The 25,984-nt window shown below is 58.6% G+C and carries 25 protein-coding genes; 13 read left to right on the plus strand and 12 right to left on the minus strand.

The genetic code is table 11. From position 1 onward, the window contains the following. Positions 1–14: 14 nt before the first annotated feature. The 3 genes from K1X75_15290 to K1X75_15300 form a co-directional block, all read right to left on the minus strand. Positions 15–230 carry a DUF86 domain-containing protein gene (locus K1X75_15290; protein ID MBX7059426.1) on the minus strand — a complete coding sequence of 72 codons (216 nt, stop codon included), beginning with the start codon at positions 228–230 and terminating at the stop codon, positions 15–17. Then, entirely contained in the window at positions 227–619 is a 393-nt protein-coding gene (locus tag K1X75_15295; GenBank protein ID MBX7059427.1) for a nucleotidyltransferase domain-containing protein, read from the minus strand. Before K1X75_15295 ends, K1X75_15290 begins: the two co-directional genes overlap by 4 nt. An 85-nt stretch (positions 620–704) precedes the next feature. Continuing rightward, entirely contained in the window at positions 705–1,871 is a 1,167-nt protein-coding gene (locus K1X75_15300) for an 8-amino-7-oxononanoate synthase (GenBank protein MBX7059428.1), read from the minus strand. A gap of 22 nt (positions 1,872–1,893) precedes the next feature. Here K1X75_15300 and K1X75_15305 point away from each other — a divergent pair, with 22 nt between their 5' ends. The 3 genes from K1X75_15305 to K1X75_15315 all read left to right on the plus strand — a co-directional run bounded on the left by K1X75_15305 (position 1,894) and on the right by K1X75_15315 (position 5,601). Next, positions 1,894–2,829 (plus strand): histone deacetylase, encoded by a 936-nt coding sequence (locus K1X75_15305; GenBank protein MBX7059429.1) that lies wholly within the window; start codon positions 1,894–1,896, stop codon positions 2,827–2,829. Between the two features lie 7 nt (positions 2,830–2,836). Then, on the plus strand, positions 2,837–3,751 hold the full coding sequence (locus K1X75_15310) for an alpha/beta hydrolase (protein ID MBX7059430.1): 915 nt from the start codon (positions 2,837–2,839) through the stop codon (positions 3,749–3,751). 122 nt (positions 3,752–3,873) lie between these two features. Continuing rightward, on the plus strand, positions 3,874–5,601 hold the full coding sequence (locus K1X75_15315; GenBank protein ID MBX7059431.1) for a mechanosensitive ion channel family protein: 1,728 nt from the start codon (positions 3,874–3,876) through the stop codon (positions 5,599–5,601). A gap of 16 nt (positions 5,602–5,617) precedes the next feature. On the opposite strand, the gene rfaD is transcribed toward K1X75_15315, so the two are convergent. Beyond that, positions 5,618–6,610, minus strand: a complete 993-nt coding sequence (rfaD, locus tag K1X75_15320; GenBank protein MBX7059432.1) for an ADP-glyceromanno-heptose 6-epimerase — start codon at positions 6,608–6,610, stop codon at positions 5,618–5,620. A gap of 120 nt (positions 6,611–6,730) precedes the next feature. On the opposite strand from rfaD, the gene K1X75_15325 reads away from it, so the two are divergent. From K1X75_15325 to K1X75_15335, 3 genes are all read left to right on the plus strand, one after another. Then, positions 6,731–7,639 carry an AAA family ATPase gene (locus K1X75_15325; GenBank protein ID MBX7059433.1) on the plus strand — a complete coding sequence of 303 codons (909 nt, stop codon included), beginning with the start codon at positions 6,731–6,733 and terminating at the stop codon, positions 7,637–7,639. Positions 7,640–7,884: 245 nt separating this feature from the next. Then, positions 7,885–8,631: a flagellar filament outer layer protein FlaA gene (locus tag K1X75_15330; GenBank protein ID MBX7059434.1), complete on the plus strand. Its 747-nt coding sequence runs from the start codon at positions 7,885–7,887 to the stop codon at positions 8,629–8,631. A gap of 36 nt (positions 8,632–8,667) precedes the next feature. Next, complete coding sequence (locus tag K1X75_15335; protein MBX7059435.1) at positions 8,668–9,717, plus strand: flagellar filament outer layer protein FlaA; 1,050 nt, start codon at positions 8,668–8,670, stop codon at positions 9,715–9,717. 90 nt (positions 9,718–9,807) lie between these two features. Here K1X75_15335 and K1X75_15340 read toward each other — a convergent pair whose 3' ends face one another. Together K1X75_15340 and K1X75_15345 are read right to left on the minus strand one after the other, a co-directional pair. Beyond that, positions 9,808–11,070 (minus strand): 1-acyl-sn-glycerol-3-phosphate acyltransferase, encoded by a 1,263-nt coding sequence (locus tag K1X75_15340; GenBank protein MBX7059436.1) that lies wholly within the window; start codon positions 11,068–11,070, stop codon positions 9,808–9,810. Between the two features lie 31 nt (positions 11,071–11,101). Next, a complete protein-coding gene (locus tag K1X75_15345) occupies positions 11,102–11,923 on the minus strand; it encodes an SDR family oxidoreductase (GenBank protein MBX7059437.1) in 822 nt (273 codons plus the stop codon). 51 nt (positions 11,924–11,974) lie between these two features. On the opposite strand from K1X75_15345, the gene K1X75_15350 reads away from it, so the two are divergent. From K1X75_15350 to K1X75_15365, 4 genes are all read left to right on the plus strand, one after another. Further along, positions 11,975–12,847, plus strand: a complete 873-nt coding sequence (locus tag K1X75_15350; GenBank protein ID MBX7059438.1) for a class I SAM-dependent methyltransferase — start codon at positions 11,975–11,977, stop codon at positions 12,845–12,847. A gap of 13 nt (positions 12,848–12,860) precedes the next feature. Next, the gene (locus K1X75_15355) at positions 12,861–13,538 is read left to right on the plus strand and encodes a hypothetical protein (GenBank protein ID MBX7059439.1); all 678 of its coding nucleotides are present in this window, start codon (positions 12,861–12,863) and stop codon (positions 13,536–13,538) included. A gap of 39 nt (positions 13,539–13,577) precedes the next feature. After that, positions 13,578–14,627, plus strand: coding sequence for a dihydroorotase (gene pyrC, locus K1X75_15360; protein MBX7059440.1), 1,050 nt, complete (start codon positions 13,578–13,580; stop codon positions 14,625–14,627). Positions 14,628–14,696: 69 nt separating this feature from the next. Further along, positions 14,697–15,239: a GNAT family N-acetyltransferase gene (locus K1X75_15365; protein ID MBX7059441.1), complete on the plus strand. Its 543-nt coding sequence runs from the start codon at positions 14,697–14,699 to the stop codon at positions 15,237–15,239. 69 nt (positions 15,240–15,308) lie between these two features. Here the strand turns inward: K1X75_15365 and K1X75_15370 are convergent, their stop codons facing one another. The 4 genes from K1X75_15370 to pyrF all read right to left on the minus strand — a co-directional run bounded on the left by K1X75_15370 (position 15,309) and on the right by pyrF (position 19,726). Beyond that, positions 15,309–16,094, minus strand: coding sequence for a succinate dehydrogenase/fumarate reductase iron-sulfur subunit (locus K1X75_15370; protein MBX7059442.1), 786 nt, complete (start codon positions 16,092–16,094; stop codon positions 15,309–15,311). A gap of 42 nt (positions 16,095–16,136) precedes the next feature. Beyond that, entirely contained in the window at positions 16,137–18,053 is a 1,917-nt protein-coding gene (locus K1X75_15375) for a fumarate reductase/succinate dehydrogenase flavoprotein subunit (GenBank protein ID MBX7059443.1), read from the minus strand. Between the two features lie 36 nt (positions 18,054–18,089). After that, positions 18,090–18,773, minus strand: a complete 684-nt coding sequence (locus tag K1X75_15380) for a succinate dehydrogenase cytochrome b subunit (GenBank protein MBX7059444.1) — start codon at positions 18,771–18,773, stop codon at positions 18,090–18,092. A 125-nt stretch (positions 18,774–18,898) separates the two neighbouring features. Then, positions 18,899–19,726 carry an orotidine-5'-phosphate decarboxylase gene (gene pyrF / locus K1X75_15385; GenBank protein MBX7059445.1) on the minus strand — a complete coding sequence of 276 codons (828 nt, stop codon included), beginning with the start codon at positions 19,724–19,726 and terminating at the stop codon, positions 18,899–18,901. Between the two features lie 115 nt (positions 19,727–19,841). Between pyrF and K1X75_15390 the strand changes: the two genes are divergently transcribed. The 3 genes from K1X75_15390 (at position 19,842) to K1X75_15400 (ending at position 23,127) form a co-directional block, all read left to right on the plus strand. After that, the gene (locus tag K1X75_15390) at positions 19,842–21,713 is read left to right on the plus strand and encodes a long-chain fatty acid--CoA ligase (GenBank protein MBX7059446.1); all 1,872 of its coding nucleotides are present in this window, start codon (positions 19,842–19,844) and stop codon (positions 21,711–21,713) included. Between the two features lie 89 nt (positions 21,714–21,802). Further along, entirely contained in the window at positions 21,803–22,771 is a 969-nt protein-coding gene (locus tag K1X75_15395) for an alpha/beta hydrolase (GenBank protein ID MBX7059447.1), read from the plus strand. Between the two features lie 41 nt (positions 22,772–22,812). Further along, positions 22,813–23,127 carry a divalent-cation tolerance protein CutA gene (locus K1X75_15400; protein ID MBX7059448.1) on the plus strand — a complete coding sequence of 105 codons (315 nt, stop codon included), beginning with the start codon at positions 22,813–22,815 and terminating at the stop codon, positions 23,125–23,127. A 6-nt stretch (positions 23,128–23,133) separates the two neighbouring features. Here the strand turns inward: K1X75_15400 and K1X75_15405 are convergent, their stop codons facing one another. Both K1X75_15405 and K1X75_15410 read right to left on the minus strand, forming a co-directional pair. Next, positions 23,134–25,551, minus strand: coding sequence for a hypothetical protein (locus K1X75_15405; GenBank protein MBX7059449.1), 2,418 nt, complete (start codon positions 25,549–25,551; stop codon positions 23,134–23,136). A gap of 92 nt (positions 25,552–25,643) precedes the next feature. Then, positions 25,644–25,976 carry an anti-sigma factor antagonist gene (locus tag K1X75_15410; GenBank protein ID MBX7059450.1) on the minus strand — a complete coding sequence of 111 codons (333 nt, stop codon included), beginning with the start codon at positions 25,974–25,976 and terminating at the stop codon, positions 25,644–25,646. Positions 25,977–25,984: the final 8 nt, after the last annotated feature.

Raw genomic sequence — 25,984 nt, forward strand, 5'->3', positions numbered from 1 at the left:
CGTCCCGAGTGCAATCAATCAAGCAGCTTCTGGCGAATCTCTACACAGAACTGTGCAATGTCGCCGCTTCGATTTTCCAGCACATCCTTGAGTATGGCAAGATCTACCTCGGTATAGCCATGGACTAGAACATTGCGAAAGCCAACAGCAGACTGCAAGCGCGAAGCAAGAGCAGTTGAAAGCCATCCAGCCCCGGCCAGGAGCTGCCGAAGCAGGTCGAGATCGTTCATCGCTTTGCGCCCCGGTATTCATCCAGTATGGGCCGCATATCCCAGTAGCGGTTACGCGCATCGACGATGAAGCGCACGCGGCGCGAGGGGTCCTTTTCCGCCAGCAGGATGCCGTCGCGCAGAACACGTTGCACCAGATCGACCGGCGCCGTGTTTAGCACAACGATCTGCACTCTTCGATGAAGCTGGTCGTTGAGATTGGCCTCCAGCGCAAATGGCGCATCGAGAAGAGTGTGTGGCGTCGCCTGAGGATAGAGTACGGCAATGTCGATGTCGCTTTGCGGACCATCTTCGCCGCGAGCGACGCTGCCAAATAGATAGACAGCGGCGAATTCCTCATTTGCCGCAAAGAGCTGCTCCAATTTGGCCACCAGCGCCAAGCGGTCCATGGGAAAAAGCTGTCAGTAAGGTCAGACAGCGCAACAGAAAACGATGCCAGGCAAACTGCCGTCCTGATTTGCAGCATGCAGAATTTTACTGACCCGGCGGCAGCTCGGGCAGCGCCGCCAGCAACTCATTAACGTCCGCGTCGCTATGGCCGGCCTGTACGCATACGCGCAAGCGACTGCTGCCGCGCGGCACAGTAGGCGGCCGAATGGCGCGCACATCAAGGCCGGCTGCTTGCAGGCTCCGGGCAATCGCAAGGCTGCGCTCTTCGTCGCCAATGATCAGCGGAACAATTTGTGTATCACTTTTTCCGCAATTGTAGCCGCGCTGACGCGCGCCAGCGCGCAGTCGATCGGCAAGACCTTGCAGGCGACGACGTTGGAGATCGCATTCTTCACTTTCCAGATAGCGGATGACCTTTGCCATCAGCCGCGCCAGCAACGGCGGCTGCGCGGTACTGAATACAAAACTGCGCGCTTTGTTGGTCAGCCACGCCTTCAGCTCCAGGGGTCCGGAAACGAAGGCGCCCATCAAGCCCGGCGCCTTGCCGCAGGGCGTAACCACGACGGCAAGCTCCGAAATCAGACCGCATTCGGAAGCCAGGCCGGCGCCGCTCTTGCCGCGCAAGCCGACGGCGTGGGCCTCATCCAGCAAGAGCAGCGCATCATACTTTGCCGCAAGATTGCAGAGCGCAGGCAATTGTGGACGGTCGCCGTCCATGCTGAAAATCGATTCAGTCATGATCCAGGCCCGCCCCCGACTCCGACGCCGCGCCAGCTTAGCCTGCAGATCATCGAGGTCGTTGTGTTCAAAATAGATGCGCTCGGCGCCGGCCAGGCGTACGCCATCCAGAATTGAGGCATGACAGAGGCGATCGACAAAGCACTGGTCGCGCGCCCCGCACAGCGCGGAAATGGCGCCAACGTTGGCCCCGTAGCCGGTGTGAAAAAAGAGCGCCGCTTCCGACCCGCTCCACGCCGCAAATTGCGCTTCCAGTTCCTCAAATTCGCTGTAGTGGCCGCGAATCAAGCGCGAGCCGGTGCTGCCGACAAAGTTGCTTTCATCTTCCAGAACGGTTTGACGCAGCCACTGCTGGAGTTTTCCGCTGCTGTTCAACGAGAGATAGTCGTTCGATGAGAAATCGAGCCGTCCCTGGTGGACGTGCAATTGACGCAGCAGCAATTTTGACTCAAGGCTGTGCAACTCGGCCTGCAATTGCCGTCGCCACTCCAGCAAAGCGCGTGATGCGGACATAGATCCAGAGGCAGGTTAAGCCATGGCAGGTAAAATCGGATTTTTCTACGACGAACTCTTTCTGCAGCATGATACCGGTCCAGGCCATCCGGAAACTGCGCGCCGCCTCTCAGCAATCCACGATCGGCTACAGCAACAGAGCTACTTTGGACAACTGGCAATGCTTGCGCCGCGTCGCGCCTCCGTGGAAGAATTGTCGCTCTGTCATGAACCAGACTACATCAATGCCGCGCGCCAATTCTGCACTAAGGGCGGCGGTCGACTCGACGCCGATACTGTCGTTAGCGGCGAGTCCTATCGCGCCGCAGAATTGGCGGCCGGCGCTGGCCTGCAGGCCGCCGATGCAATGCTCTCCGGAACCATCGATCGCGCTTTCTTACTCTTGCGTCCGCCCGGTCACCACTCGCTACGTTCAAGCTCCATGGGCTTCTGTTTGTTTAACAACATTGCCATTACAGCGCGCTACCTCCGCGAAAAGGGACTGCAGCGCGTAGCAATCATCGACTGGGATGTGCATCATGGCAATGGCACAGAGGCTGAATTCTATGAGGACCCTTCCGTGCTCTTCATCAGCACCCACCAGTATCCCTTCTACCCTGGCAGCGGCGCGGCCGAGGACTGCGGCCGCGGCCCCGGACTCGGCGCCACTTTGAATGTGCCTATGGCCCGCGGCAGCGGCGATGCTGACTTTCGCCAGGCCTTTGGCGAGCAGATACTGCCGGCTTTGGACAACTTCGCCCCGGAAGCGCTCCTGATTTCCGCTGGCTTTGATGCACATGAACGCGACCCGCTGGCAGCGCTGGAATTGAAGAGCTCTTCCTACGAATGGATGACGCACCGTCTGCGGGAGATAGCCGAACGCCATGCAAGGGGACGGATGTTGTCCTTCCTGGAAGGCGGCTACGATCTGCCGGCCCTGGCCGAAAGCGCCGAAGCCCATTGCGCAGCGCTGCTCTAAATTGTTTATGAATGCTAAATTGTTTTCCTCGCTCTGGCGTCCTCTGCCGGGACGCGCCTTGCTGGCCTGGCGACGCCATCGACATCTGACACGGTTGCGCGACGCTGGCTTTCAATTCCATTTTCACGAGTTTGAAGGCTTGCGCTTTCATGCCATGCATGGCGGAGATCCGGAAAAACCGGCGCTGGTTCTGTTGCATGGTTTCCTCGATTCCTGCTTGAGCTTTCGCCGTCTGGCGCCGGAGCTTGCCAGGCGATACCACATTATCGCTCCTGATACTCCGGGCTTTGGGCGCAGCTTCCTGCCTGCGATGCGCGACATCTGGCGCATTCCGCTGATGGCCCGGGCCCTCGCAGGCCTGCTTGTCGATCGACTGCAGCTGCCGGCCTTTACGCTGCTGACGCACAGCCTGGGCGGCCTGGTTGCGGCTCATCTACAATTGTATCTGCAAAGTTGCAAGCGTCAGGAGTTTGTGAAGGCAGTGCATATGCTGGCCCCGGGCGTGCTGCGCTTGCAGCCAGAAGAACGCGAACGATTGCGGCGCATGGTCTATCCACAGACGCGCGCTGAAGTTCGCCAGCTGATTGACGCCTTTTACATCGAATCTGCGCCGCAGCTGCCCGATCTGATTGTCGACGGACTGCTGTGGGACTGGGCGCGACCAGGCTACGCCTATCTGGCGAGCAACACGATCGAGGAGGAAGAGCGAACTTTCTTGCGTCCTGCGCAACTGGGTCAGCTGCAGGCGCCGCAGCATATCTACTGGTGCGAACGCGAGGCTGTCCTGCCCGCCTGGAATGCTCGCGCCTTGCGAAAGCTTTGCTCTGGGCGCAGAGGATGGCGCTATACAAACATCGCTGGCAGCGGTCATGCTGCACATCTCGAACATCCGGAGCGCGTACTGGCTGCCTTACGGCTGTAGAGGCTCAATTCCTTGACAGGAATCGCTCCGAGGCCTGTCGTCGGGCCATGGAGCGAAGGTCGATCCTGACTCAGTACACATGCGGCCCAGGAGCGCTGCACAGCGCACGCCGGCCGGGTAGCATGCTTGCTGCAGCGCTGGCGGCGCTGATAATCTTCGCGCCTGCTGCAAGCCGCGCCCAGGAGGCGACTGAAAATCCGCTGGCGCCATTGAAGACCGATTCTCCGCGCGACACGATGCGCGCCTTCATGGAGTCGATGGACGCATTTCGGCGCGGCCGCAGCAGCGGCGATGGACAGCAGCTTCGGCAGATTCACGCTGCGGTGCGCTGTTTTGATCCGGCCATCGCCGAGGCCGGCCTCGACAGCGAACAAGCCGAACAGGCGGCCATCGACTTAAAGGAGACCATCGACCGAATTATCGTCGTTCAATACGATCGCATTCCGCTCAGCAATCTTGATGGATCGCCCCTCAAGCGCTGGCGTCTGCGAAATACAGAGATCAGCATTGTGCTGATGGAGAGCGGCGATCGGGCCGGCGAATATCTCTTCAGCGTCGATACCGTGCGGCGCGCCGGCGAATTCTTTGCGCGCACCGAGCATCTGCCCTATTTGCCCGGCAGCGGCGGCGGCGCCGGATACCGCCGGCCGTGGCTGCAGCGCTACGCCCCCGCCTGGTTGCGCAGCGAGTTTGCTGGAGTCTTCTGGTGGCAGTGGGCGGCGATTATGGCAGCCATTCCCGGCGGGCTGCTGCTTCGTCTTCTGGTGCGACTTATGCTTCGTTCTATCCAGGCTTTTGCCTCGCGCAGTCGTTTTCAGTGGGACCACGAATTGGCCGAGCGCGCTGCAGATCCTGCATCGCTACTGGCGGCCGTTGGCCTTTGGGCGCTTGCCTTGCAATTACTTGGCCTCAGCGGCCTGCCGCATCTGATTCTCAAGGCGGCGTTGCAGATTGTCGGCTCCATTTCCGTGATCTGGCTGTTCTATCGTGCAACGGACGTCGTCGCTGCCAGCTTGAAACGCGTTGCCGCCGGAACGGAGTCAACCCTCGATGATCAGCTTGTGCCGTTGGTCGCGCGCTCCTTGAAAGTCTTCGTGCTGCTGGTCGGCGGACTGGCGGCCATACAAAATCTGGGCATCAATGTAATGTCTCTGCTGGCGGGCCTGGGCCTAGGCGGGCTTGCATTTGCACTGGCGGCGCGCGATACAGTGGCTAACTTTTTCGGTTCACTGGTAATCTTTGTCGATCGTCCCTTTCAACTTGGCGACTGGATTGTAGTGGGCGGTCAAGAGGGTACCGTTGAAGAGATTGGCTTTCGTTCTACACGAATCCGAACCTTTTATAATTCTCTGGTTTCCGTTCCCAATTCTGAGATTGCCAACGCCAAGATTGACAACATGGGTCGCCGCGATTATCGACGCACTGTCGCCAAACTTGGCCTGGTATACGACACCAGCGCGGAACAGATGGAGGCCTTTCTGGAAGGTTGCAAGAATATCATCAAGGCCAATGCGCATACCCGCAAGGATTACTACCAGGTCGTGTTTTCGGAGTGGGGCGATAGCGCGCTGGTTGTGATGCTCTACTTTTTTCTGAAGTCGCCGGATTGGTCGCGTGAGCTCTATGAGCGACAGAATGTTTATCTTGAAGTCCTGAGGCTGGCACACAGGATCGGCGTCTCCTTTGCTTTCCCCACACAAACCATTCATGTGGAGCAGAGCGATAGGGAGAATCCAGCTAAAGCGCATACGCCCGAACATCTGCGGACGCTGGCTGCGGAATTTGGACCCGGGGGGAAGCGATCGCGGCCGCAGGGTCAGGGACTCTTCACGCCAATCTTTCGCGAATGAGGACGCCCAGGTGCAATCAGGCGCGCAGCTCGCCAGGGGCCAGATAACCAGCCACATAATCCTGCACGGCATCGGCCAGCGGCGTAACTGCACCGTTGTAGCCCGTCTGACGCAGCCGATGGATCGGCGCACAGGTGTAGTATTGATACTTGGGACGTAAATAATCCGGCATGTCGACAAATTCAATCTGCGGCGGCAACTTCAGCGCCGCAAAGATGGCGCGCGCCAGATCCAGCCAGGTGTTGGCCAGACCGCTGCCGGCATTGAAAACGCCGCTGGCCTTGCTATCCAGCAGCAGGTGCACGGTCATGCGCGCCGCATCCTTCACGTAGAGGAAATCGCGCATTTGCTCGCCGTCTTTGTACTCCGGCTTGTAGCTCTTGAACAGGCGCAATTTGCCGTCGCCCACAATCTGCCGGTAGGCCTTGAGCACCAGCGACATCATCTCTCCCTTGTGGTACTCATTGGGGCCGTAAACATTGAAATACTTAATGCCCGCAGCGGATGTTTCAAAGTGAAAGCGACGCATCCACAAATCGAACATTTGTTTGGAATAGCCGTAAGCGTTTAGCGGGCGCAAACGCTGCAATTCTTCCAGGTTATCCTCGAAGCCGTTTTCGCCCTCGCCGTAGGTGGCGGCGCTGGAGGCGTAGACAAAGCGCACTCCATACATTCGCGCCAGCTCCGCCATGCGGATGGAGTAGCGATAGTTGTTCTGTATCAGATGACTGGCATCCTTCTCCGTGGTCGCGCTGTTGGCGCCCAGATGTACGATCGCCTTCAGTCCGTTGAATTCGGGGGCCTGCCCGGGATGCGCCAGTGCGCGCTCGGCCATCGCGAGGAATTCATCCTTCTCAAGGTAGTCGCTGAAGGCAAGCGAGCGCAGGTTCATCCACTTGTCGCCTACGCCCAGGTGATCGACCAGCAGCAGATTGCGCTCGCCGCGCTCGTTGAGTTGGCGCGCTACGGCGCTGCCGATCAAGCCTGCCGCTCCTGTTACAATGATCACAAAATGCTCCCGCCGTCGCCGCCAGGCCGGAAAGGCGCAAACCCTGACCTCAAATCAAGCGGCTGAATGGTCGAATTTCTAAAGGGGCGCCCTGCCCGAAAACTCAATTCTCGACGGAACATGGCAAAGATCATCTCGATCATCAACTACAAAGGGGGCGTTGGAAAAACGACGATCACCCTGCAGCTGGCCGCCGGACTGGCCGCGCTGCACGAAAAGCGGGTGTTGATGGTCGACCTCGATCCCCAATGTTCCCTTTCGCTCTCCACCGTCGATGAGCACTATTGGGCCGATTGGCTGGAACGCAAGGGTTCAGTAATTAATGTAGTCCGTTCCTTTTACGAATCGGAGAAACCGGAGCTGGATCCTTCGTGGATCATCGAAAACGCGCTGGATCGCGCCTGGGACAACTTGCCGGGCAATACTCCAGGTCTCGACCTGCTGCCCTCGCACCTGGATTTGCCGGAATACGAGATGCGGCTGATGAGCAAGAAGCCTCGTCGCATTGGCAGCATGGAAGAATTCTATCTGGAACGCTACCTCTTGTTGCGCGAAGCGCTGGCGCCGCTGCGCAAGCGCTACGACTATATCCTCTTTGACTGTCCGCCCAACATTTATCTGGTTTCGGGCAATGCGATCATCGCCTCGGATTATTTTCTGGTGCCCACGATCCCCGATTTTATCAGCTGTTACGGCATCCCCTTTATCTTGCAGCATATCAAAAACATGCAGGCTGAGGTTCGCGAGCGCGGCGTGCAGAGCCAGGCGCGCAACCTTGGCATCGTGCGCAATCGAGTCCGGCAGGCGGGCCAGCATCTGGTTCGGGAGCATGAAGAGCAGGGCCGCAAGTTGCGCGAACAATATGAGGACCTGCTCTTTGAAGCCATGATCATGGATCGCATCGGCGTTGCCGGCCTGCTGGGGAAGCGAGACAACCTCTATACCAGCAAACAGGAACAGCTGGCGCCAATTCGCCGCGACTTTAGCGAACTGGTACGCGAAACCCTGCAGCGAATTGGCGATCAATGAGCGACGCCCGCCGCCGACGGCCGTCGCCTGCCGCAGGGAGGCAATGGCTGCCCGACCGATCAAAACGGGTCCCGCCGGCCGCACAAAAATTTGGCCCTCCATCCCAGGTTCCGCCCTCCGCCGACCGATAAAGACTATTGACCGCAACCGGCGGAGCATGGATGCTCTGAACCGGAAGTTCAGGCATGGAAGTCCTGATGCGGCTATTCGGAGCAAGAACCATGAATATGAAACGGATTGTCATCATGGCGCTGATTGCTGCTGTTCCGCTGCTTGCGCAGCAACAGCCCGGCCAGCCCGCCGGCCAACCTGCCGGTCAAAATCCTCCCGGCGGGGCCGGAACGCCGGCCAGCATTCCGGTCGGCGACACTGCAACGGGGCTTGCGCTTGATACCGTGGAAGACTTCGAGGAAGCGGAAGACTGGCGCGCCAAGGCCACATCGCCACTGGGCGATACGCGCGTGCTGAAAATCGTGCAACGCGGCGAAATTCGCGCCACCGATGACGAGAACGCCCGCCCGCCGGCAGAGGAAGCATACTCCATTTACCAGAACGCCGCCAGCCCCAACCATATTCTGGGCGTTAAGACTTACTTCAATGATCGCGGCTTTGACCGCGTAGAAGTCTTTCCGCCTCAGGAGTTCATTGTCCGTGGAAAGGCGCGCCAGTTCAGCATCTGGGTGCTGGGACGCAATTTCCGTCACACGCTATCGATCAAGCTGCGCGACTATCGCGGCCATTTGCATACCCTTGATTTTGGCCGACTGGATTTTTTTGGCTGGCGCCGACTGACGGTGACCGTGCCCGGCTGGCTGCCGCAAAGCACTCGCTATTCGCTACTGGATAAGAACCTGCACTTTGTTAGCCTGTTTGTAACCAGCGACCACCATGAAGTTGGCGGGACGTTCTACTTCTACGTAGACGGACTCAAGACGCTGGTGGACCGTAGCGAGCAAAGCTATCCAGGATCTGAAATTCTGGACAACTGGTAAACCGACGTAGCAGCTCAGGAACACAGGATACAAGCTATGAATCTCAAAGATGTGTCAAAGAAATGCGCCCCGCTGGGGCTCAGCGCGGCCCTTGCCGTCGGTCTGGCTATGTTGCATTCGCCGATTGCCGCGGTGGAGACCGCCATTGGCAGCGACGTAAGCTCGCACGAACTGCGCGCCATCACCATTGAAAGCTGGGACAAAGACTACAGCAACGGCGGCTACGGTTGGGAAGCAGTGACTAACGTTGATCCGCGTCCTCAGCCAAATGAAACATATAAAGCGGCGCTGGCCAACCTCAAGATGGAGCGCGAAGTTAAGCTGATTGCCGGCACGCCGCGCGACATTCGCGAGAACCAGAACTATCCGCAAGCGCGCGTATTTGGCTTGAAGTTCGCCTTTACATTTCCGGGCAACAACGTAGTGAGCCTGCGGCCGCCCCGCGTTGACCATTACATGGTAGAACGCGCTCGTCCCCACCTGAACGAAACCGCGCTGGCCGATAGCAACTACCGGATTCCGTCTTGCTTTCAAGACCAGACGCAATCGCAGTACAGCAATCCAAATCGACCGGTCTACGTCGACTGTGTGATCGGCGTGGATATGCCGGGCCAGGTGAAGGCCTTATCAGTCTGGGTCATGGGTCGCGGCAACGAGTACGAACTGGAAGCCTGGATCGATGACTGGAAGGGCGAGACGCACATCCTGAAGTTTGGATCCGTCGACTTCATTGGCTGGCGTCCGCTGACTGTTTCGATTCCCAACAGCGTTCCCCAGGGCGTGGACAGCTTTCCGGCAGTAAAGACCCTCGTCTTTCGGCAGTTCAAACTGCGGGCGACGCCGCGCACCAGTCTGGAGCCGGTGTACATCTTTTTTGACGAACTGCGCGTCCTGACCGATGTTTTCGAGGTCCATTTCGATGGCGCAACCCTTGATTTCGATCGACCGGACTGCGAGCGCAAGAATCGCCTCTATCGCCTGATACGCGAAAATGCGCGCAATCCAGAGGCCTGGCCTGAGCTTGTGGATTGTTCCAAGGCCCCGGGCCCGGCGCAAGCCGGCGGCGGCGGCGGAACGACACCGTAAGCCAGAGGCGGCGCTACGGACGAAGAAAGGCTGGCCGCAACGCCAGCCTTTCTTTTTTGCCTGCCTGTCCTGACGCGCAGTCGACGAAGCTTAGCCGAGCTCCTCGCTCAAGTCCCCGGGCCGGACCAACGGTTGACTCAAAGCCAGGGCCTGTTGCATCAGATGGTCAATGGCGCTGCGCAGCTCTACCGTGACGCGCTCCACGGTACGCCGCTTGTTTTTTGCATACTCGTTGTAAGCATCGCCAAGTGAAATAGGCGTCGCGAAAAATACATGCGCCGAGCGCAGCCGCGACTTGCTTTCCTGAAAGACAAAGTTCTCGAACCGCGTCAGCCATTCAAAGAACCGTTCCGGAGTAGGTCGCTCGATCAAATAGCCGGCGCGCGCCGCAATAAAGGCATAGGCCTTGAGGCATTCGCGACGCGCCCAGGCGCGGTCCTCGCGCTTCAATTGTGGAAGACGCGCCGTTTCGGCCAGGCCGACCTCAATCACTTCCAGCTGGGCCATCAGAAACCGCAGCTTGTGAATAGCGTCAGCCCCTGGTTCATATCCAGGAAAACGAAAGCGGTCCTGCACTTGATCCAGTATCGCGTGCCGCAGCCGACCAACGCGGTAGTCAAAGTCCGTTTTCGATGCCGCTGGAATGCGGTACTCCTGTTCGGCGCGCTCCAGCAACATACGCCCCAGAAATAGAAAGCGTCGCAGCAAATTGCGGTTACCGGGATCAATCTTTAGCCGCTGCTCGAGGCGTCGCAGCGATGTGTGCAGTTCGACTTTGAGAGCGGGGTCTGTGCCATGATAGACATACTTCACAAAGGCCGGCAGGACTTTGATATCAGCGCCAGCCTCATTCTTGCGCGCATCTTCCAGGGACCAGAATCCAAGTTGCGCCAGTCCCGACTGGAAGGGCATCAAATTGTCGTTTTCGCCGCTGGTGGGTTCGCCCTCCGGAAAGAGTGCAAGTTTCCCCTGCGGCGCCGAAAGGACAGCGCGCGACTGGCGCAGCGATTCTCGATCGGCTATACCCGGCAAAACGGAAAAGGCGCCTACACTCTGGATGAAACGGCCCACAAAGCCATAGCCCCAATCGAAGACGCCGCGCGCCGCCATATAGTGAAAACGCGCGCCCATGCGATTTGCTACCGCGTAGGCTACAGGCGGTTCGGCTGTGGAAGGATGATTGCTGGCATAGATCAGGCGCTGACTCTTTAGCGCACGTAGCATGGCACGATCGCTATCTTGAATGTGGACGCGCTGGATGTTATGCACCTGCTTCAGCAGCAGCGGCAGGGTAAAATCCACCGTCCAGGCGACAGGCAGGCTCAAAGAAGGTGGAATAAAGGCGTCCGCCATGGCAGTTAGCGATCAGGCGGCCCTGTCGCAGTCAGGAACCTGGATCTGGCGCGCTTTTCTGAAAGTCTTTTTTCAGCCGCTTCCGCATCAGCCACTCCAGCAGTCCAGGGGCCAGTGTCCGCAACCAGTAGACGATCCGACCCAGCTTGTCCCCAAGAACGATCCGTCTGCGACCGCGCAACGCACGCAGCAAGCGGCGCGCTGCCTGTTGTGGGCTGATGGCGCCGCTGGCCTGTTCATCGCTCAGGCGGCTGCCGTCGGCGGCCAGACCCGAGCTGCGCAGATTGGTGCGAACATAACCAGGACAGTAAATGACCGTGCGGATACGATCGCCATGCAGTTCGCTACGCATCGTCTCCATCCAGACATGGCCCGCGGCTTTGCTGGCGGAGTAGGCAAACCTGCCCGGAACGCCATATAGCCCGGATGGCGTAGAAACCAGTAAGATGCGACGCGCTCCCTCAGCGCGCTTGATCAGCGGCAGCAATTCCTGGGTCAGTTCGGCGGCGGCAAAGAAGTTCAGTTCCATGGCTGAGCGCATGATGGCCAGGTCGGATTCATCAAAGCGGCCGTGGGCAGTGATACCCGCGTTGTTGATCAAAACGTTCAGCGCGCCAAAGCGCTGTTCGACGGCGGCACGGATGCGTCGCCGGTCCTGGGCGCTGGTAATATCGGCATCGACCAACAGGGGTTCTTCTGGCGGCGCAATTTCGCTGGCCACGCGGCGCAGTTCCGGCATGCGCCGCGCCACAAGCGTCAGTCGTGCGCCTGCTGAGGCCAGCTCACGGGCCGTGGCCTCGCCAATTCCGCTGGAGGCGCCCGTAATCAGCACCACCGATGATTTCAGCTCCATGCGGAGAGATCTCGAGCTTCGCCAGGCCGCGGTCGATTCATTTTCGAGAATTTGGTTGCCGCAGTCAGCGGTCAAGCGGCCATGCATGTGATGTTGCGCGCGCTCTTTGTCCGGCTCAAATCAGGAACGGAATTCCTGAACTACGGCCGTGAAATCATCGCCGACTGGGGCGGCACACTGGCCCGGACTGCGACGCAGCATCCTTTTCGCCTGCTCGATCTGGGTTGTGGCCATGGACTGGACCTGAAGAACGTTCGCGACGCCGCCGGCGCCGGAGCGTCGCTCGAGTTGCATGGCGTCGAAAGCTATCCGCCCAATGTCGCCGAGTGCCGTCAGGCGGGAATTCGCACACACGCACTGGACATCGAGCATGACCGCCTGCCGGCTGCCGACGGCGTCTTTGACTTACTGGTCGCAAATCAGATCCTGGAGCATACAAAGGAAGTTTTCTGGATCATGGCCGAGGCGGCTCGAGTCCTGAAGCCAGGCGGACACTTCATCGTCGGCGTTCCCAATCTGGCCAGCCTGCACAATCGTCTGTTACTGCTGTTCGGGCAGCAGCCGACGCCGATTCAAACCTACAGCGCACATGTCCGCGGCTTCACTCGACCCGACTTTCAGTCTTTTGCAGAGAGGGGCGGATTCTTTCAGCTGCGCAAATACCGTGGTTCGAATTTCTATCCGCTGCCGCCGGCGCTGGCCCGTCTGCTGGCGCGGCTGCTGCCCAACATGGCCTGGGGAGCTTTCTTTTTGCTTCAACGCAGCGATAAACAGGGCAGCTTTCTGGAATGCCTTTCGGGCAATGACAATTTTCTGGAAACCCCCTTCTACGGCAGCCCACAGAATCCGGCGCCGGCCACACTGCGGCGAGCGCCGCGCAGCAAGGGCAAGACAGCAAAGAGCAAACGCCAGGCGGCGCGCTGAGAATGCCAGGCTCATGTACACGATTCGGCTGAGCAGCAAGCATCCCTCCGGTCGGGATCTGTATCGCCTCAAGTGGGAAGCGCCCGACGAGATTTTGCAGAGCTACAGACAGGCTGGACAATTCCTGCAATTGAAGAGCGGCGAGCGCGAAGGCTATTTTGCCCTCGCCAGTGCGCCTGGCGAGTCCTGGCTGGAATTGTTGATCAAAGACCAGAACGGTCTGGCCGCAGCAATTTGCAGCGCCGCCCGGGGCTTTGAACTCAGTTGCAGCATCGCACAGGGCAAGGGATTCGCGGCGCCGCCTGAAAGCTGCGCGGAAATCCATATGCTGGCCATGGGCACAGGCGCAGCGCCGTTGCGCGCCCTTTTCAAACAGCTCCCGGCCGGGCGAAGATCGGTCGTTCATTTCTGGCAGGCATCCTTCTCCGCTGCTCACCTCCCCTACAGCGAAGAACATGAGCAATGGCGCAGCGAAGGGCTGACGCTGCATCTCAGCCTGGATCAGAGTTCCAGCCTGCCGCAAGGCGTCGATGCCTTCGCCGGCGACTTGTTCAGTCATATGCGCAACAGCAGATTGCGCCTGGATAACGCCTGCCTTTACTGGGCCGGTTCCAATCAGTTTGGCGCTGCCGCCCTGAGCTGTGCGCTGGAACTGGGACTGCCGCCACAACTCTGTTTCAGTAATCTCTAATCGACTTGCCTCCGGCGGGATGCCCGGTTCCCTGTTCTCATGCCGGCGGCGCCTGGACAAATTCTGCAGATTCGTCAACCGGATGATTTTCATCTGCATCTGCGCGACGGACCGGCGCTATCGTCGCTGGTAGGCTACAGTGCACGACAGTTTCGTCGCGCCATTGTTATGCCCAATCTTCGGCCGCCGGTGCGCAGCCTCAACGATGCTCTGTCCTATCGGCAGCGAATATATCAATCGCTTCCGCCAGGTGCATCCTTTGAGGCGCTGATGACCCTCTATTTGACCGAAGCGACTACTCCCGCAATGCTCCGCGAAGCGAAGCAAAGCGGAATTGTGTTCGCCGCGAAGTACTACCCGGCCGGCGCCACCACCAACAGCGAATCGGGAGTACGAGCGCTTGCCAATATTGATGCTCTACTGGCGGTCATGGAAGAAATCAATCTGCCGCTGCTAGTTCACGGAGAATCGATCGATCCACAGGTTGATGTCTTTGATCGCGAGCGCATTTTTCTGGAACGCGAGCTTGGACCGGCTCTGCAACGATTTCCAGGATTGCGAGTGGTGCTGGAGCATGTTACCACAACGGAGGGCGTTGATTTTGTGATGACGGCCGGCGCGAACGTTGCCGCAACGCTTACCGCCCATCATCTACTGTTGAATCGCAATGCCCTCTTTGCCGGCGGTTTTCGCCCGAATCATTACTGCCTGCCAGTGCTCAAGCGCGAGAGTCATCGCCAACGCTTGCTTCAGGCGGCGCTATCTGGCCATCCGCGCTTTTTTGCCGGAACGGACAGCGCCCCGCATGCCCGAGAGCGCAAGGAACAGGATTGTGGCTGCGCCGGAATCTTCACCGCTTCGACTGCCGTAGAACTCTATGCCGAGGTTTTTGACCAGGCGGATCGACTGGATCTTCTCGAGGCCTTCCTGTCGGAACATGGGGCCCGCTTCTATCGCCTGCCGCTGAATGAGGGAAGCATTCGGCTGCGAAAACAAGAGCAAGTCGTCGCCAGCAGTCTGCCAATGGGCAGTGAGATGCTGGTCCCGCTGCGCGCCGGCGAGTCGGTGGCCTGGACCTTGCAGAACTGAGGCCGCGCTCCGCGCCGCCGACCATTTTTTGCTTTCGGCGGCGACGATGCCGCCCATGCTCCGGCTGCCATGCTCTTTCGTACGGAGCGCCTGATCTTGCGGCCCTGGCGCGCCACGGACCGCGAGGCTTTTGCCCAAATGAATGCAGATCCTCGCGTCATGGAGCACTTCCCGGAAGTACTCAGCCGCCAGGAAAGCGACGCACTGAGCGCTCGCATCCATGCGCACTTTGCCCTGCACGGTTACGGGCTCTGGGCGCTGGAGGAACAGGCCAGTGGCGCCTTTGTTGGCTTCACCGGACTCAATCAGGCGACGTTTAACGCCCACTTCACGCCCTGTGTGGAGATCGGCTGGCGTCTGGCCTTTGAGGCGTGGGGACAGGGCTACGCCATTGAGGCCGCCGAGCGCTGCGTGGACTTTGCCTTCGATGAACTGGACCTCGACGAAATCGTTTCATTTACCAGCATCGACAATCTTCGTTCGCGACGGGTAATGGAACGCCTGGGGATGAGTCACAATGCCAGCGATGATTTTGATCATCCACTGTTGCCGCCGGGCCATCCCTTGCGGCGCCATGTGCTCTACCGCCTCAGCGCTCCGGGCGCTGCCTGATCCCCGCCCCAAGCGCTTATTACTGCCGGCGCTGCCGGCGGCGCCGGCGGCGCCTTACAATCGACTGCCTCAGCCGAAGCCGCCCTTGCTGCCAGAGCCGGCCAACTCGCTGGGATCGCCAACCGAACGTTTCAGGTAGTCGCGGTTCATCCTGGCAATAAAGCGAACACTGATCTCCTTGGGACAGGCCGCTTCACACTCATACTGATTGGTGCAGTTGCCAAAGCCCTCAAGATCCATTTGCGCTACCATGGCCTGCACGCGACGCGAGCGCTCGGCCTGGCCCTGCGGCAACATAGCCAGGTGCGATACCTTGGCCGATACAAACAGCATCGCCGAGGCATTTTTGCAGGAGGCCACGCAGGCGCCGCAGCCGATGCAGGCGGCGGCGTCCATCGCCAGGTCGGCGGAATCCTTGGGTACCGGTATCTCATTGGCATCTGGCGCATTGCCGGTATTCACCGAGATAAAGCCGCCCTTTTCAATGACGCGATCGAATGCGCCGCGATCAACAACCAGGTCGCGCAGTACAGGAAAGGCTCGCGCTCGCCAGGGCTCGATAGTGATCTCGTCGCCATCTTTGAATTTGCGCATGTGCAGCTGGCAGGTGGTCGTTCCCTTTTCCGGTCCGTGAGCCATGCCGTTGATCATCATGCCGCACATGCCGCAGATGCCCTCCCGGCAATCGTGATCGAAGGCTACTGGATCGCCGCCTTTGGCGATCAGCTCTTCGTTCAGTACATCAAGCATTTCCAGAAAGGACATGTCTTCGCTGACGTTGTCCATCGGATACGTTTCCAACTTGCCCTTCTCGTTCGGTCCTTTCTGTCGCCATACTTTCAGTGTTACTTTCATAGTGATTCTTTCCCGGCGCTCTAAAATCTGATCTGTTTGGCGCTACTTGTAGCTGCGCTGCGTTAGATGAACATTTTCAAAGCTGAGCGCCTCCTTGTTCAAGCGCGGCTGCTGATTCATGCCAGTGTATTCCCAGGCCCCTACGTAGGTGAATTTGTCGTCGTTACGCAGCGCCTCGCCTTCAGGCGTCTGGTACTCTTCGCGAAAGTGACCGCCACAGGACTCTTCGCGATGCAGCGCGTCGATACACATCAACTCACAGAACTCCATGAAGTCAGCCACGCGGCCGGCCTTTTCGAGTTCTTTGTTCAGCTCGGCGCCGCTGCCAGGCACCTGCAGGTTCTGCCAGAACTCTTCGCGCAAGGCCTGAATCTTCTTGATGCCGTCGGACAGACCGCCGGCGGTGCGGCCCATGCCGCATTTTTCCCACATCAGCAAGCCCAGTTCGCGATGAAAGGAGTCGGCCGAGCGCTTGCCATGCATGCCCATCAGCTTGTGCAGACGCTCGTTGGTTTCTCGTTCCGCTTCTTTGAATACTGGATCGGAGTCGGAGATCACATCGTTCCAGCCAATCTGCGCCAGATAGTTGCCAATGGTGTAAGGCAGGATGAAGTAGCCGTCGGCCAGACCCTGCATCAACGCGCTGGCGCCCAGGCGATTGGCGCCATGGTCGCTGAAGTTCGCTTCGCCAATCACAAACAGCCCCGGCAGGTTAGACATCAGGTTGTAGTCCACCCAGAGGCCGCCCATGGTGTAGTGCACGGCCGGATAGATGCGCATGGGCGTTGAGTAGGGATCTTCGCCGGTAATACGCTCGTACATCTGGAACAGGTTGCCGTAGCGCTCTTCAATAGCGTGTTTTCCCAGTCGGCGGATGGCATCGCCAAAATCGAGATATACGCCAAGGCCTCCGGGCCCCACGCCGCGCCCCTCGTCGCAAACCGCCTTGGCGGCGCGCGAAGCAATGTCGCGTGGCACCAGGTTGCCAAAGCTTGGATAACGGCGCTCCAGATAGTAGTCGCGCTCGCCCTCGGGAATTTGCCCCGGCGCACGCGAGTCGCCCTTATTCTTAGGCACCCACACCCGACCGTCATTGCGCAGCGATTCGGACATCAGCGTAAGTTTGGACTGGTAGTCGCCGCTGACCGGAATGCAGGTCGGATGGATCTGGGTGTAACAGGGATTGGCGAAGTAGGCGCCCTTCTTATGAGCGCGGTAGCTTGCAGTAACATTGCAGCCCTTGGCGTTCGTGGACAGGAAGTAGGCGTTGCCGTAGCCGCCGGTGGCCAGCACCACAGCATGAGCGCTGTGCGAACTGATTTTTCCGCTGACCAGATCGCGAACTACAATTCCGCGCGCCTTGCCATCCTTGATCACCAGCTCCAGCATCTCGGTGCGCGGATACATCTGCACACGACCCAGACCGATCTGACGGGCCAGGGCCTGGTATGCGCCAAGCAGCAGCTGCTGACCTGTTTGGCCGCGGGCGTAGAAAGTTCTGGAAACCTGTGCGCCGCCAAAGCTGCGGTTGGAAAGCAGCCCGCCGTAATCGCGCGCAAAGGGGACGCCCTGGGCCACACACTGGTCGATGATGTTTACGCTGACCTGCGCCAGACGGTAAACGTTGGCCTCGCGGGCGCGAAAGTCGCCGCCCTTCACAGTATCGTAGAACAATCGGTAGATACTGTCTCCATCATTCTGGTAATTTTTGGCGGCGTTGATTCCGCCCTGAGCGGCGATACTGTGTGCACGGCGCGGACTGTCCTGAAAGCAGAAGGCCTTCACATTGTAGCCAAGTTCGGCCATGCTTGCCGCTGCCGAGGCGCCGGCCAGACCGGTACCGACGACAATCACATCGAACTTTCGTTTGTTTGCCGGATTCACCAGCTTCATTTCAAATTTGTGCGTATCCCATTTCTTTTCAACGGGACCGCCGGGAATCTTGGAATCTAGGGCCATGCAGGAACTCCTGTAACTCTACTCGCCGGATTTCGATCAGGGCAGCTTCACAATTCCCAGCCAAACGGAGGCCGGAATCGAGGTGTAGCCGACAAAATAAACAATAGAAAGGATTAGCCCGACGCGCTTGTAGATGCGATCGAAGCGCGGACTGTTCCAGCCGAGAGACTGGAAAAGGCTCGGTATGCCGTGGCTCAGATGCAAGGCCAGAAAGAACATTGCGACTACATAGCAAGCGGCAATGGGCCACTGCTGGAAGCTCAGCACTACCATGCGATAGATGTCCGCGCGACCCATCTGATCGTGAGCGCCGGAGTACTCGCTGTGAGCGACGCCCATTGTGAAATGCAGCAGATGGTAGATCACATAGAAGAGAATTACCAGGCCGCTGTAGATCATGGTGCGTGACGCAATCGACGCCTGTACTGTATTGTTGTAGGCGTAGCTTGAACCGCGCGCACGCCGATTGGCGAGGGTCAGGCTGATGCCCAGCATTACATGTGACAGAAAAAAAGCCAGTAGCCCCAGCCGAACCGTCCACAGCAGAGCCGGTAGACTGCGCAGCTTGTGGCCGTACTCGTTGATCGCATCCGGACCGGCAAAGACCAACAGGTTGCCGGCCAGGTGGCCGGTCAGGAAAAGCACGAGGCCGCCGCCGGTGATTGCCATGACTGCTTTTTTGCCGATCGACGAACCAAAGATTTTCTTCGCCAGAATCATCTACTGCCTGCTCCCACGCTGTGCGCAAACGCCCAACTGGCCTCAACAACTCAGAGACCGTACTCCAGGACAAGGAGATTTTGCCTGCCCGGCGGCGCCGCCGGCGGTTTGCCGGACAGCCAGGTTCAGATTACTTCCAGTATGCGCCGCATCTCGGTCGCATAGTCGCGGGCAGCAGCAGCCGCCACGCGCGGCACTACGTCACGGTGTTCGCCGGCATAGAGAATAGCCCGACTGACATTCACCAGGCAATCCCGGCCGGCGGCGCTCATCGCCGCAGCAAGGTCTCCGCCCTGGGCGCCGACTCCGGGAATCAAGAAAGGCGTGGAAGGCGCAGCGGCGCGAATGCTGGCAATCGAATCGGCGGAGCGAGTAGCGCCCACGACCAGCCACAGATTGCCGCTTTCACGGTTGGCCTGTTCCACGGCTTTTGCGACGCGGAGGTACAGCGGCGGATCGCCCTGCGCTTGAAATTCGGGCGCTCCAGGATTGGAGGTATGACAGAGCACGATGATACCGCGGTCCGCGTAGCGCTGGAAGGGCGTTACCGTGTCCATTCCCATGTAGGGGCTTACGGTCATGGCGTCACAGCCAAAAGAATCGAAATACGCGGCCGCGTAGTGTTCCGCCGTCGAACCGACATCGCCGCGTTTGGCGTCGGCGATAATCAGCGCGCCCGGAGCAATGCTGCGGATCACGCGAATCAAGGTCTCAAACAGCAGGAAGCCCTGGGATCCCAGGCGTTCAAAGAAGGCCAGATTTGGCTTGTAAGCTACAGTGAAAGGGGCGGTGGCCTCCACGACATCGCCTAGAAACAGTAGCGTCTCATTAATTATGTCGCCGCCAGCGGCGTAGCCGGCCGGAAATTTCTCAGGGTCGGGGTCCAGGCCCACGCACAACGTGGACTGCAGTTGATCACGACGCGTAACAAAGCGGTCATAAAAGGTTGACATTGGATTCGAACTTCCATTGCATTCCCCCACACAATCGTCACCCAAGATATCGTTGCGACCCGACATTCTGTCTCGGTCGAACTGACCTGGAGGGGAAAAGGTGATAGCTCAGAACATTAAGAACCTGGCGGAGCTGTACCGCACGTCAGCAGAAAAGTACGGCGATAAGCCCGCATTCTTGACGCGAGACAAGAAGAAGGTCTTTCACCCGATCAGCTTCAAGCAACTCTACGATCGCGGATGCGCGCTAGGCACGGCCTTGATCGATCTTGGCGTTCAAGCCCGCGAACATGTCGCCCTGCTGGCCGACAATCGCGAGGAATGGATCGTGGCCGACGCCGGCATCCTGCTTACAGGCGCTGCCGATGTACCTCGTGGAACGGATGTTACTGACCAGGATATTCAATACATCCTGGCGCACTCCGATGCCAAAGTTGTCTTTGTAGAACACAAGGCAATGCTGGATAAGCTGCAGGCCAATCGCGCCAAGCTTCCCAACGTCAAAGTTGTCATCATGATGGATAAGGAAACGCGTCCCGAGGGCGATGTTCTCCATATGTACGACTTGATTGCCAAGGGCGAGCAGATGCGCGCCAGCGGCGATCGTCGCGTTGAAGAGCGGACGGCGCAAATCAAGCCTGACGATTTGTTCACGCTGATCTACACCTCCGGCACCACCGGCACGCCCAAGGGCGTCATGCTGACCCACGCCAACATGGTGTATCAGGTTCAGAACATTCCGATCAATATCAATCCGAACGATCGCATCACATCGATCCTTCCGGTGTGGCACATCTTCGAGCGAGTATTTGAGATGATTTCGGTCGGCGGCGGCGCTCCCGTTTACTACACCAATATTCGCAACCTTCGCGAGGACCTGGCTGCAGTGCGGCCAACCTTCATGGCCTCTGCGCCTCGCCTCTGGGAAAGCATCTATGAAGGTATCAAGAAGCGGGTCACGGATGGACCGGCCATCAACCGCAGTCTCTTCAATGCCGCTTACTTTTGCGCCAAGAATTTCAAAGGCGCCGTACGCTTCCTGACCTTCAAGCAGTTGGATACCACCGGAAGAAATCCGATCGTGTCTTACCTGATCGCCAATCTGCAGATTTTGCGCCTGGTGATCTTCCTGCTGCCTTATCTGCTGCTGGATTTTGTTGTTCTGCGGAAAATCCGCGGCGCGACCGGCGGACAATTGCGCGGCTCGGTATCGGGAGGCGGCGCCCTGCCTTTGCACGTTGATATCTTCTTCAACGATATTGGCATTCCGGTGCTGGAAGGTTATGGCATGACCGAAACCTGTCCGGTCATTTCCGTGCGCACCTTCAATAAGCTGGTAATCGGCAGCGTTGGTCCCATCTACAATGGCACCGAGCTGCGTCTGGTGGACATGTCCAGCGGCAACGTCATCTACCCGGGTCCCAAAGGCCGCGGGCGCAAGGGCGAAATCCATGTGAAGGGCCCGGGCGTAATGAAGGGCTACTACAAGAATCCGGAGGCCACGGAAAAAGTGCTGAAGGATGGCTGGATGAACACCGGCGACCTGGGCATGGTGACCTTCAACAATACGCTGAAGATCGTCGGCCGCTCCAAGGAAACAGTAGTTCTGCTGGGCGGCGAAAACGTTGAGCCGGTCCCAATCGAGAACAAGCTGCTGGAATCGGCGCTGATCGACCAGTGCATGGTTGTGGGCCAGGACCAGAAATACCTGACCGTCTTGATCGTTCCCAATGCCGATGCCATGAAAGACTACGGCGCCAGCGTGGAAGCGATTGCTCGCAACAACGATGCATTGACGATGATGCGCGAAGAAGTGAAAACGCTGGTCAGCGGACAAACCGGCTTCAAGTCCTTTGAGCGGGTAGTCGATTGCCGTCTGGTGCCAAAAACCTTCGAGGTCGGCGACGAATTGACCAACCTCTTCAAGCTGAAGCGTCACTTGATCACCGAGAAGTATCAGGATTTGATCAAGACGATGTACGAGTAAGCTCCGGCGCCTGAGCGCTGGCCAACCCCGGTTGCCGTCAAAGGGCGCCGGGGTTTTTTCTTGCCTGAACGCCCGGCCTCAGGCTCATCATGCCTATGCGTCTGGCCCTCGACTTTCAATTGAGCTGGAAAGCGCGGCTTTTGCTGGCCGGCGTACTCATCGCCCTGGCGCTGCCAGCCATACTTGCCGACGGAGAGCGGCAGCGACTCTCCAGCCAGGAACGCAGCGGCGCCGCACCGGCCGATCAGTTTGTTCAACTGAGCGATGGCGTAACGCACTTTGAGATTTCCGGTCCAGCAGCCGGCAAGCCAGTGATACTGGTCTGTGGCCTGGCTTCGCCTGTATACATCTGGGACCGCAGCGTGGAAGGCCTGACGGCCGCCGGCTTCCGAGTATTACGTTACGATCTTTACGGCCGCGGACTGAGCGATCGCCCGCGTCGAAGCTACAATTTACAGCTCTTTCTGCGGCAGCTTAGCGAACTTCGGCAGAAGACAGGCTTCGACCGACGAGCAGATATCATCGGCCTATCGATGGGCGGCGTCATCGTGACCGGGCACGTCCTCGAGCGTCCAGAGTGGATTGGAAAAGTTGCGCTCATTTCGCCGGCGGGCTTTCCGCTCGAGCTTCCGGCGCGCGCCAGGCTGGCATCGCTGCCGGCGCTGGGCGACTGGATGATTCTCAGCTTTGGCGACCAAATGCTGCTACGGGGATTGCACACCAATCTGGAACGTCAGGGTCTTTTCGAGAATTACCGCCGCAGTTTTGCCGCACAGATGCGCTACGCTGGATTCAAAGCAGCCTTACTTTCCTCGCTGCGCAGTATGCCGCTTCAGAGTATGCGGCTGGCCTATTTGCAGGCCTACTCTGTGCAGAGGCCCCTGCTGCTCATCTGGGGAAAACAGGATCAGGTCATTCCTTTGAGCGTAGGCCAGCAGATGGCCGCAGAAATTCCAGGCGTCATCTTTCGGCCGATTGAAGGCGCAGGACACGTTTCTAACTGGGAAGCTCCAGAACTGGTCAATCCGCTGCTGCTGGAACGCCTGCGGTCTCCTTGACGATTCTGGCCCGAGCTGCAGTCTGTTCATCGAGGCCCTCCATGTCTGAAGTGCTAGTGCTAACTGCAATCAACGAAGAGGAATTGGCCGAACAAATCTTGATTGATTTGGTCAGCGAGGGCTTCATTCTGAGCGGCAATATTATCCCCGTAAAGACTGTGTTCATGTGGGAAGGACAAATTCACATCGACGACGAATTCAAGCTGTTGATGAAGGCTCGTGAAGGCTACTACTCCGATATTGAACGGTACATTATGGACAAGCATCCCTACCGTTCGCCGGAGATCATCAAGGTTGATGCGAACTTTGGATCCGAAGAGTTTCGCAAGAAACTGATGTCAAATAAGAAGCTTTGAGAGCGTCTAGACCTCGTAGCGCAGGCAAATTCGTTCGCTAAGATCAATCAAGACCGCGCTGCGGGAGCTGCTGCGCTGCAAACGGGCGCCCTCCAGCCGCAAGTTTCCGCCAGCGCGCAAGGCCGGCAGATTCAGCTCAGCGCTCTTGATTCCGCTACGTGCAATTTCAGGCGCTTCGATGAGCAATTCGCCGCGCCGTTCGCCCATTTGGCCGCTTATTCGCAGGCGCGCACCGCTGCCTACAGGAAAGGGGCCAAAACGCAGTTCGCCGCCGTGCAGCTCCCGACGACGCAGACCCGCAAAGAGGCGCAATCGATCTTCGCGCACCGAAACTACAAATTCGCGCAACAGTAACAGCGCCTCGGCAAAGGCCCAGCCATGGAAGCCATCGCCCATGCAGCCGCCGCCAGTTTGCGGATGAATGCCCTCTGGATAAGTCCAGAATCCGGCAGCCGCCCGCAGCACCGCTTTCAATAGCTTTCGCGCGCGACGCACGTCGCCGAGGACAAACCAGCATTGCGCCAGCTGCAGGCTGAGATAGACGTTGTAGCCGGAATGAATGATATTTTGAAGAAAGAGCCCCTGATCGCAAAAGCGTCGCTCGATTTGCCGCAAAGTATTGCGATTCTCGACATCGCTGAATAGACCCAATCGCAGCGGATAGAGTTCGGGCAGCCCGCCGATCATCCCGCAATCAAGCGGTCGTCCAGGGCCCGCCGGCAGGGCGCCCAGCCGTTCCAGATCTGCCGCCGCAATCTGGCGGAAGTCATTCCGATAGGACTCCAGCTCGCTGCGAAACCGCGAAGCTGCTGCGCTACGCTGCAATTGCTCGGCAATCTGCACGGTCTCTCGCAAACCGCCGATGCTCCAGAGGTTGTCCCAGTAGTAGTAGTCCGCCGGTCCCAGGTGTTCTGCGCTGAAGCCCGCCGGCAACAGTTTGCCCTGGTAGCCGCGACGGCGATGGTCGACGATCCACTCTGCGCCGCGCAGTACAGTCGAGAAGACTTCATTCAAGAGGCGCTGGTCGCCGGCCAGATCGGCAAAGCGCGCAATGGTCCAGATCGCCTGGCCATTGGAGTCCCACTCGCCCTCCTGCGAACGAAAGAAGCCATTGCGGTCAATACGCTCCGGATAACGCTCCACAACGCGGCGCGCTTTATCGAGATAGTTCCAGGCCATCAGTGCCGACAGCATATAGGCGGCATCGCGAAAGAAGAACATGTGGTATGTATATGCGCCTGGCGTAATCACCTGCGCTGTTTGAAGGGATAGCAAGTGCCCGCGCATAGCCTGCGCCGCTTCGTTCCACTGCGGACGCGCACAATGAAATTCCGCGCCTCGCTCAGTCAGCTTGCGCCACTTGCGCAGTGAGCGATTGATACCGCCGGTTACAGCGGCCGGGCGCAGATTGAAGATCCGCGCTGGATCGAAGATTGCGGCTGTTTGAAGATCTTTGATCTTACGCGCCCGGCCAGAGCGGTCGCGCACGTACTTCAATCGCGGCGGTCGACGCCGCTCGTTGCGAGCGGCGTTGGTGAAAAGATTATTGAGCAACTCGGCGTCTTGTTTGGTCAGGTGTTCGCGTTGGTAGTTACGGGCTACGAAAAGTATTTCGCCGCGACGTTTTAGTTGGTAGTGGAACACGGCCGTGCAGACGCCAAAGGGACATTCCGTTTCCAGCCAGGCCTGTCCGCGACGGATGGCATCGCCTTGCTCAAGATTGGAAAGCGCGATGCGATCCGGGGACTGCAGCAGCGAAATTTCCGGCGACCCGTTGAGGGCGATGACGCCGCCCTCGCCTCCTCCGCCAGCGCTAATGGAACGATATTCAAGGCGCGAAATCGGCGCAGGCCCTTCAACATTGAAGGGCCGTACACATAGACCGATGCGCGCCGGCGTTGCTCCGGTGTAGCGATAGCGCAGCGAACAGAGCAGGATCTCCGGATTTTCCGAACTGCCGGCGACGGTCCAGTCCGCTTGAAAATCCGCGCGTCGAAAGCTTGTACGAAAAACCGGCAGCCCGCGCACCAGCTTCTGTCGTATGCGGAAATCTCCAGGAGTGGGAGCAGTGTAGATCTGGTCGGCCTGGTAGAGAGCAAGTTCGAGGCTGTAGTAGCCGGCGACCGGCGAGACAGCCCCGGCTGGATCAACTACGGCAAAGGATTCGCCCTCCGGCGATCGAAGACCAGCCCAGTTGCGATGAGTGAGATTCACAGACAACATGGTCGCGCCGCGCGGAGCAAAACCCGGGCTGCGGTGATCATATTGACGGGCCACCCAGTGCGGGCGGACAAACTCCGGATAAAATTGGAAAAAGGCGTAGTTCCACATGCCCGAGGCAAAGACCCGCGAGGCCATGGGCAGGTTTTCTACAGGCAAGGCCGCCTGGTGGGGATTGGCCAGCCGTACCGCCGAGGAAACCAACCCGCTAACATCCGGATGCAGGCCAAATAAACGAGCGAGGGCGTTGATGATCCGGCGGCGAAGGCCGGGCTTGCCCGAGTGGCTGGGCGCGTTCAGCTGGCCAGAGCCTCTTCTTCGGTTTCGAATATATCAAACATGTCCATCAACTCTACGACTTCGAATACCTTGCGCACAGCAATAGAAAGGTTACAGAGCTTCAAGTTGCGTCCGCCATCTTTCAAAGTTCGCATCAACGAAACAAATACGCGAAGCCCGGAAGAGGACATATACTCCACGCCTTCCAGATTCAAAATGAAATGCTTGTCGGCAAACTTCTTGATCAGCTCGTTCAGCTTCGTTTCGATTTCTGAGGCTAGATGGACGTCCATGCGTCCGGAGAGGCTGACGACAACATAACCGCCCTTTTCCTTGAATGCCAGGCTCATTTGCGCTC

The sequence above is a fragment of the Leptospirales bacterium genome, from assembly GCA_019694655.1.
GTDB lineage: Bacteria > Spirochaetota > Leptospiria > Leptospirales > Leptonemataceae > SSF53.